General features: G+C 71.6%; 4 protein-coding genes and 1 pseudogene. 4 read left to right on the top strand and 1 reads right to left on the bottom strand.

Annotated elements, in window-relative coordinates; translation table 11 throughout:
* Positions 1-1,192: pseudogene (locus AB0M39_RS24815) on the bottom strand (hypothetical protein); the annotation flags it as partial.
* 1,931 nt (positions 1,193-3,123) lie between these two features.
* Here AB0M39_RS24815 and AB0M39_RS24810 point away from each other — a divergent pair.
* From AB0M39_RS24810 to AB0M39_RS24795, 4 genes are read left to right on the top strand one after another with little or no spacing between them, the layout of a single operon-like run.
* Positions 3,124-4,698 (top strand): AbfB domain-containing protein, encoded by a 1,575-nt coding sequence (locus AB0M39_RS24810; RefSeq protein ID WP_365367936.1) that lies wholly within the window; start codon positions 3,124-3,126, stop codon positions 4,696-4,698.
* 45 nt (positions 4,699-4,743) lie between these two features.
* Positions 4,744-5,265 (top strand): RICIN domain-containing protein, encoded by a 522-nt coding sequence (locus tag AB0M39_RS24805; RefSeq protein ID WP_365367934.1) that lies wholly within the window; start codon positions 4,744-4,746, stop codon positions 5,263-5,265.
* Positions 5,266-5,318: 53 nt separating this feature from the next.
* Positions 5,319-5,858, top strand: coding sequence for an RICIN domain-containing protein (locus AB0M39_RS24800; RefSeq protein ID WP_365367932.1), 540 nt, complete (start codon positions 5,319-5,321; stop codon positions 5,856-5,858).
* Positions 5,855-6,952, top strand: coding sequence for a hypothetical protein (locus AB0M39_RS24795; RefSeq protein WP_365367930.1), 1,098 nt, complete (start codon positions 5,855-5,857; stop codon positions 6,950-6,952). The genes AB0M39_RS24800 and AB0M39_RS24795 overlap by 4 nt, the downstream gene beginning before the upstream one ends.
* Positions 6,953-7,026: the final 74 nt, after the last annotated feature.

Genomic DNA, 7,026 nt, shown 5'->3' with positions numbered 1-7,026 from the left:
GCTGGGCGTGCAGCTCCGCCTGGTTGGCGGCGTTGAGGCCGGCGGCGTCGGCCGCGGTGGCGTCCACCGCGTGCTGCGCGGTCGCCGCGGCGGTGGCCGCCGCGTCGGCGGCGGCGGCGACGCCCGTGGCGACCTCCGACCACTGCACGCCGTGCGTCAGTCCGGTCTCGACCAGTACGTCGGCCTGGACCTTGGCCTGGCCGGCCGCGACCTGGGCGGCCTTGGCGGACCCGGCGGCGATGCCGACCTGGCGGGCCACCTCGTCCTTGACCGGCTTGTAGTCGGAGACCTTCTTGCCCGCCCGGTCCGCGTTCAGCATCCGGTCCGCCGCACGCGACTGCGCGGCGGCCGAGCTCATGGCGTTCGAGGCTTCCTTCAGCGCCTTGACCGCGGCGCCGTGGGCGGTGATCAGCTTGGTACGGGCTTCGGCGGCCCGCGCGGTGTTCTCCGCGAGCTTGCGGAGCTTCTCCGCGGCTTCCAGGGCTTCCTTCTGCGCCTTCTCGTGCGCGGCCCGGTCGTCGGCGTCCTTGCGCGCGGCGACCAGGTAGCCCTTCTCCAGGAACTCGGCGATCGCCTTGTCGTCGTTCGTGGCCAGGGCGGCCTGCGCGGTCCGCTTGACCTCCGGGCCGCCGACCGCCACGAGCATCTCCACGCGCTTGCGGTTCTCGGCCGCGCGTTCCTGCTCGTTCTGCTCGGTCGCCTTGTCCCGCTGCCGCGCGATCTCCGCGCCGAACGCGAGGAAGTCGGCCCGGTCGCGGGCGGTTCCCTTGAGGACCCGCTCGACCTCGGCGTTGAAGAACGGCCCTCCGGCGCCGCGCATCGCCTCGATCTTCTTGCGGTTGGCGACGTCGGTCGCGTCCCGCTTGTCCTTCGCGCGCTGGCGCGCCTCGGCCTCGCCGCGCTCCAGGAAGTTCCGGATTGCGTTGGGGTCGGTGCTCGCCAGCGCCGCCTTGGCCGCCTCGCGGACCTCCTCCTCCTCGTCGAACTCCGCGAAGTCCTCGACGAGTTGCCGGTCCCGGTCGGCGCTCATCGCATCGAGCGTCGTCGGCGCCGGCGGAGCGGGCGCAGGCTGCTGCGCCAGCGCGGAGACCAGGCGCCGCAGGGCGGAGGAGTCTGCCGTGGCGGCTGCGGGAGCGGCGGCGGCCGGTCCGGCCAGGCCACCCAGCAGGGCCAGGGCCACGACCCCGGACACGGCTGAGGGCAGCGCGCCGGACGGCCGTCTGCGACGGCCTCTCGGCCAGAGTCTGCCTAGCAAGGGGAGCCTCCTGAGAGTAAGAGATCTGAGTGGGCGTGAAGAGACGGACGCGAGCCCCTGCCCGCGCTGTGCGGGCAGGGGGAGTCGGACCGGGGTGGGACGGCTGGGGCAGCGGTGGCGCGCCGTGGGCGACGGCGGCGGAGCAGGCATGCGGTTTCGGACCGGCGGCGGAGCACGCATGCGGTTTCGGACCGCGGCCCGTACGGCGTGGGCAGGCAGCGTCCGGCGCCGCGGTGGTCGTGGAGACCGGCACGGCCGCCGGCCCGCTCGCGGAGCGCGGACGTCTCCCGTGCGTCCGCCCGCCTCAGGGGCCCGTGGAGGGCTCGGTGCGCGCGGTGGTGCGAGGCCGGTCGGCGTCCGCACCCGCCCGGGCGGGCCGGGCCGGTGTTCCCGCGGCGGGCGCGGCACGCACGACAGGGCAAGGGAGCGCCCCGTGACGGCGTGCTGTCCCGGGGTCCCGCATGGCGGGCGCGCGGTGGCTGCGGGGTCTGCTCCCGGCGGTCAAGGGCAGCCTGCGGGACTCTGGCGCACTCGCTGTCGCTCATCCGGAGCGTGCCAGGACGCGGCCGAAGAATCGTTTCTGCTCCGTACCGCGTTCTCGGGCTGCCGTGGGGCGCCCAGATCGCGGAGCAGACGGCCAGTCGGCCGCGCCGGCGTATCCGGCAGGGCGTTGCTGCATGGACATGTGGATGCGGTCTCCCCTGCGGTGCGGTGAACCGGGATCCGCTCCGCGCGGGGGCGACTGCGTCGGCCGACCGCTGCGGAGGGATTCTGACGACGGGGCGCGCCCGTGAAATGCCGAAGACGCCGGCGCCTGGAAATGCGCGGCATGGTCCGTATTTCCAGGCGGCATTGCGTTACGGCACGTCCGACGGCGGGAACACCGTTGTTCGCCTCGTCAATTCCGGCGGGCTGCCCGGTCGCGTTCAGAGGCGTATGACTGGCCCACGGCTCAATGGCGCGGACACTGAGCCTTTACGGCAGCGTCCGCCTTCTCGCGGAGCTTCGCGTCCGGCCGTCTCGTGGCATAGCGACGGCTGCGGTCTTAGCGGAACCTGCGGTCATGACGGTACCTGCGGTCTTGACGGCACATGTGGTCATGACGGCGCCTGCGCATACCTGTCGACCATTCATATTCCCCCCTGCACGTCAGTGCGCTCCCCAGCGCATGCACGGCTCGCCGGAGCGCGATGACTTAAGGCCACTCCCGGCGTGTCGACTGGTCAGGTCGACCTCGCCACCGTAACCGCTGTCGCCATCCGTCGCAATGATCTATCGAGGGGCTCCCCTACGGGGAAAGACGCCCTGCCCACGTTCCGCAACCCCCCTGGACAACACCGTGCGTGACGTGTCGTCAAGGGAGTTCGCAAGGGGCGGCCGGCTCTGAATCCAATGGAGGGTCCGATTCCGTACAGAATCTGATCTGTGCGGCCGGAAGGAGTTCGCCTTCAATCCGTAGGCGAGTGCCGCCACTTGCGCCGAACGGGGTCAATGAGCGGGTTCTCGAAGGGCCGCGAAACCTGGGCGAATACCGTTCCAGGCGGCCAGAGTCCAAGCCCCGCTTGGCGGAGCTTGCGATTCCGCCCCCATAGCGTTCTCCCCATTCTCAGAAGATCGTTGCCGCCCCTGGCACACACCAAGTAAGGTCGCCCCACATCGGTTGGAAAGGCCGGTGTCGGGGGGAATTTCGTTCACCATCAGGGGGATGGGTGCGGGCTGTCAGCGCTGTCGTCGTCGCGAGGACGGCCTGCTGACACCCTTTCCGCGATTCCGCTTCCGTCAGGAGCGGACGATCCTTCCTGCGCCGATTTCACCCTGCATTCATCAAGTCGTCCTCAGGCGACGGCAGTAGGGACTACTGAAACAGCATGCACAAGAGCTCTGTCTCCGCCACGCGTCTACGTCGGAACTTCGCACGCGGCGTCGTCACCACCACCGCGCTGGCCGCGGCCCTCGCCGCCGTGGCGCCCGGCGCCACCGCAGCGGCAGCCGCGCCGTCCTCGCAGGCGGCCGCGGCCTCGGACATCGGGACCACCGACGCCCAGCGGGTGAGCGCCGCCTCGGTGGTACGGCTCGACCCGACCGCCGATGTGCTCCTGCTCAGCGACTACGACTTCATCCACGCCCTGTGGCAGAAGGCCCGGGACGCCGGCGAGACGCTGGACTCGGTGCGCGTCGCCGCGGAACAGGCCATGATGAGCACGGCCTCCGCCGACCATGTGCGGTACATCACCACCGGCATCCACGACGCATACCGGCTCGACCAGCAGCGCGAGCGCGACAAGGCCGAGGCCGAGCGCGCCGCCCGGCTCGCCAAGGCACAGGCCCTGCAGGTGGTGGGCATCCCGAGCACCCCCGAGCTGCTGGCGCTCAACGACGACAATTTCATCCGCGCCGTGATCAAGCACGAGGCCGCAGGGCCCGAGGTGCGGGCCGCCGGCATGCGGGCCCTCGCCGGCGAGCCGGCGGAGCGGCGGGAGTACATCGTCAACGGGGTCCGCGAGGCCCACAAGATCGATGTCGCGAACGAGCTCAAGGAGCTGGAGGAGAAGAACCGCAAGGAGGCCGAGCGCCTCAAGGAGGAGGCCGCCCGCAAGAGCGCGGCGGCGCTGTTCCGCGTCACGCCCACCGAGGGCATGCTCCTGCTCACCAGCGACAACTTCATTCGCGAGCTGCTGCGTCTGTCCCCCGCCGACCTGCATGGCTCCGAGCTGTACGCGGCGGGCCAGCGGGCCGCGCTGAGCTCCAACCCGGAGGACTGGAAGAAGTTCATCCACACCGGGGCCGACGCCGCGTACAAGATCGACGACGAGAAGCGCCGTAAGAAGGCCGCCGAGGCCAACCGCAAGCTGGCCCTGCAGATCCAGGCCGCCGCCGAGAACGGCAAGGTGCACCCCGGCCTGGTGGCAGCCGCGAAGAAGGCGCTGGCGGGGACCGACGAGCAGGTGGCCGAGTTCCTCAAGGAGGACACGCAGTACCGGCTGAAGCGCCAGTCCATCCAGTCGGCCGACCCCAAGGCCGCCGGCTGGCACATCCGCCAGTCCGCCGTGGACAAGGGCGAGGCGTTCATCACGCCCGTCGACAGCAGGAGCCCGCTGGCCGACCGCCAGGACGCCACCTGGGTCATCGTGCCCTCGCTCGCCAACCAGCCCGGCTGCTGGTCGCTCGAGTCGGCCCGCAAGCCCGGCTACTACCTGATGACCACCCTGGGCGACCTGCGGATCAAGCTGGCCGCCGACGACCGCACCTCGGCCTTCCGTGAGCGCGCCACCTGGTGCAACCGCAAGAACGGCGCGTCGACGGGGTTCGTGTGGGGCGTCGGTCCGGACGAGCGCTGGATGGTCCACCTCGGCGGAGCGCTCTACGGGTTCAAGGCCAACCCCGGCGTCGACGTGATCGACAAGAGCGGCGCCTGGAAGATCGCCGCGCCGCTCGCGCCCTGAGTCGAGCCACACCCCCGACAGCTCCAGAGAAGAACGGAAATCGCCATGTCACGGATCGTCCGAGTCGCGCTGGCCGCCGCCGCGGGCCTCGCCGCCATCGCGGGCGGCGCGCCGGCCGCGCACGCGGAGCAGAACACGACCTACTACCGCTTCCAGGCCGAGCACAGCGGCAAGTGCCTCACGGTCGCGGGCGGCAGCCTCGCCAACGGAGCGGTCGCGGTGCAGTCGACCTGCGCCAGCGGCCTGGACAACCAGCTGTTCGCGCTCAAGCCGGCCGGCAAGGGCCAGCTCCAAGTGCAGGCCAAGCACAGCGGCAGATGCCTGACCGTCATGCCCGACAAGGGCTGGACCGTCCAGCAGGCCTGGTGCGGCGACGCCACCAGCCAGAACTGGCGGGTCATGCTCGTCGACATTCCCAAGGGCGTGTACGAGCTGCGCCCCAACGACGCGCTCGACTACTGCCTGACCGTCCCCGAGAGCAGCACCGCCGACGGCGTCCAGCCGTTCATCGGGCAGTGCATGCCTTTCTCCCCGCAGCGCTGGCGCATGACGCCGGCCACCTCGTGAGGGGCTTCCAGCTCCGCCTTCCACCAGCAGTCGCAGAGAAAAGGGAAATCACGATGGCACGGATCGTCCGAGCCGCGCTGGCCGTCGGCGCCAGCCTTGCCGCCCTCGTCGGCAGCGCGGCCACCGCGCACGCGGCAGACAACGCAGCGGCAGACAAGACGTACATCCAGTTCGAGACCGCGAACGGCAGCCTCTGCCTGGGCGCGGGCCCCAACAACGCGGTCTATCTGGACGGGTGTGGGACCGGCTGGATGCTCCCCGCGCTGTGGGAGGCGGTGCCCCAGTTCGGCTCCGCCTTCGAGCTGCGCTGGGCCGGCAACGACAACTGCCTCGAGGTCGCGGGCGGCGACGCCGGAAGGGGCGCGAAGACGCAGCTGGGCGCCTGCTCGGGGAGCAACCAGACGCGCTGGCAGCTGGACCTCGTCGACCCGGTCCGCATGCTGTACCAGCTGCGTCCCACCCACGCGGAGGACCGCTGCCTGGACATTCCCAGCAGCGACGTAGTCCAGTCCAAGCCGCTCCAGAGCTGGTCGTGCAACCAGACCGACGCCCAGCTCTGGCGCGTCAAGCAGATCCAGTGGCCCTCGGCATGAGCGGGCGCAGCCGTACGGCCACGGCCCTGACCGTGGTCCTGCTGACCGTCGGCAGCCCGCTCGTCGGCGCGGCGCCGGCGTGGGCCGATGCCGCAACGTCCCCGCGGGCCGCCGTAGCGGCCGACGGGGCGCCGTCCGTCACGGCCCTGGCGGCCGAGGCCGCGCGCAACGAGGTCCTGCGCATCGCCAAATCGGGGCTCCCCGCCGAGCTGCGCACCTCGGCGTGGAACGCCTTGCGCAGCACTCAGGGCGACGCGGCGATCGAGGCCTGGCTGGCGCCCGGCGGCGGCTACGACCTGGCCAAGCAGCGACTGCGCGACAGCCGTACGCGCAACAGGCTCTTCTGCGAGCGGGTGGTGGCGACGCACACCCCGGAGTTCTCTCCGCAGGTGCACGCCTCGGCGAAGACCGCGGTGAAGGGCACGGACAACGACCGGGCTGTGTTCGTACGCACCGGCTACGAGCAGGCTCAGCAGCGCGACCGCCAGGTCAGGGCCGCCGACACCGCCCACCAGCAGGAAGTGGCCGCCAAGGAACGGGACTTCTTGCGGAGCCTGGGCGCGACGGACCCCGGCGAGCAGGTCCGCGTGGCGGCGCAGTGGGCCATGCGGCCGGGGGCGACGGACACGGACGTGTCCGAGTTCTTCGGCTACGCCTGGTCCACCGGCGCCACCCTCGACCTCGACGGCTACCGGCTGCGGGTCGCGGACGGGGAGACCCGTCGCCACCACGCCCTGTCCATGCTGCTCCAGAAGGCCGTCGCAGCCGAGGCGGCCCTCAAGGACGCGTCCGACGTCGCGGCGGCACGGGGCGAGGCGCAGGCTGCCTGGCGCGCCGTGTCCGACCATGCCGACGCGGCACGCCGGACCTGGCTGGCCGAGCGGGAGGCGACGGCGGCGCAGGCGGAGAACTGGAGGGGAATCGCCGAGGCCGCCAAGGCGGGCGCGGACGGAATCTGGAAGAACATCGCCGGTCCCGCCGGGTCGAACCTCCAGTCCTGGACCCGCGAGGGCGCGGGAGCAGCGGAGAGCGCGACCTACTGGCAGGGCATGCTCGACCGTGCGCTGGAGGGCCAGGACCGGGTGAAGGGGTGAGGCGAGCCCGGTCCTTCGGGGCCGGGCTCGGGGGGAGGGCCCGACTGGCCGCTGATCGGGCCCTTCCGTTCGCA

The organism is Streptomyces sp. NPDC051907 (genome assembly GCF_040681075.1).
Taxonomy (GTDB): Bacteria; Actinomycetota; Actinomycetes; order Streptomycetales; family Streptomycetaceae; genus Streptomyces.
The sequence above is the reverse complement of the archived record's forward strand: the minus strand, read 5'-3'. Positions and strand labels throughout refer to the sequence as shown.

Coding starts and splice junctions, on each gene's coding strand:
- AB0M39_RS24810 (WP_365367936.1), top strand. CDS start 3,124: ATGCACAAGAGCTCTGTCTCCGCCACGCGTCTACGTCGGAACTTCGCA.
- AB0M39_RS24805 (WP_365367934.1), top strand. CDS start 4,744: ATGTCACGGATCGTCCGAGTCGCGCTGGCCGCCGCCGCGGGCCTCGCC.
- AB0M39_RS24800 (WP_365367932.1), top strand. CDS start 5,319: ATGGCACGGATCGTCCGAGCCGCGCTGGCCGTCGGCGCCAGCCTTGCC.
- AB0M39_RS24795 (WP_365367930.1), top strand. CDS start 5,855: ATGAGCGGGCGCAGCCGTACGGCCACGGCCCTGACCGTGGTCCTGCTG.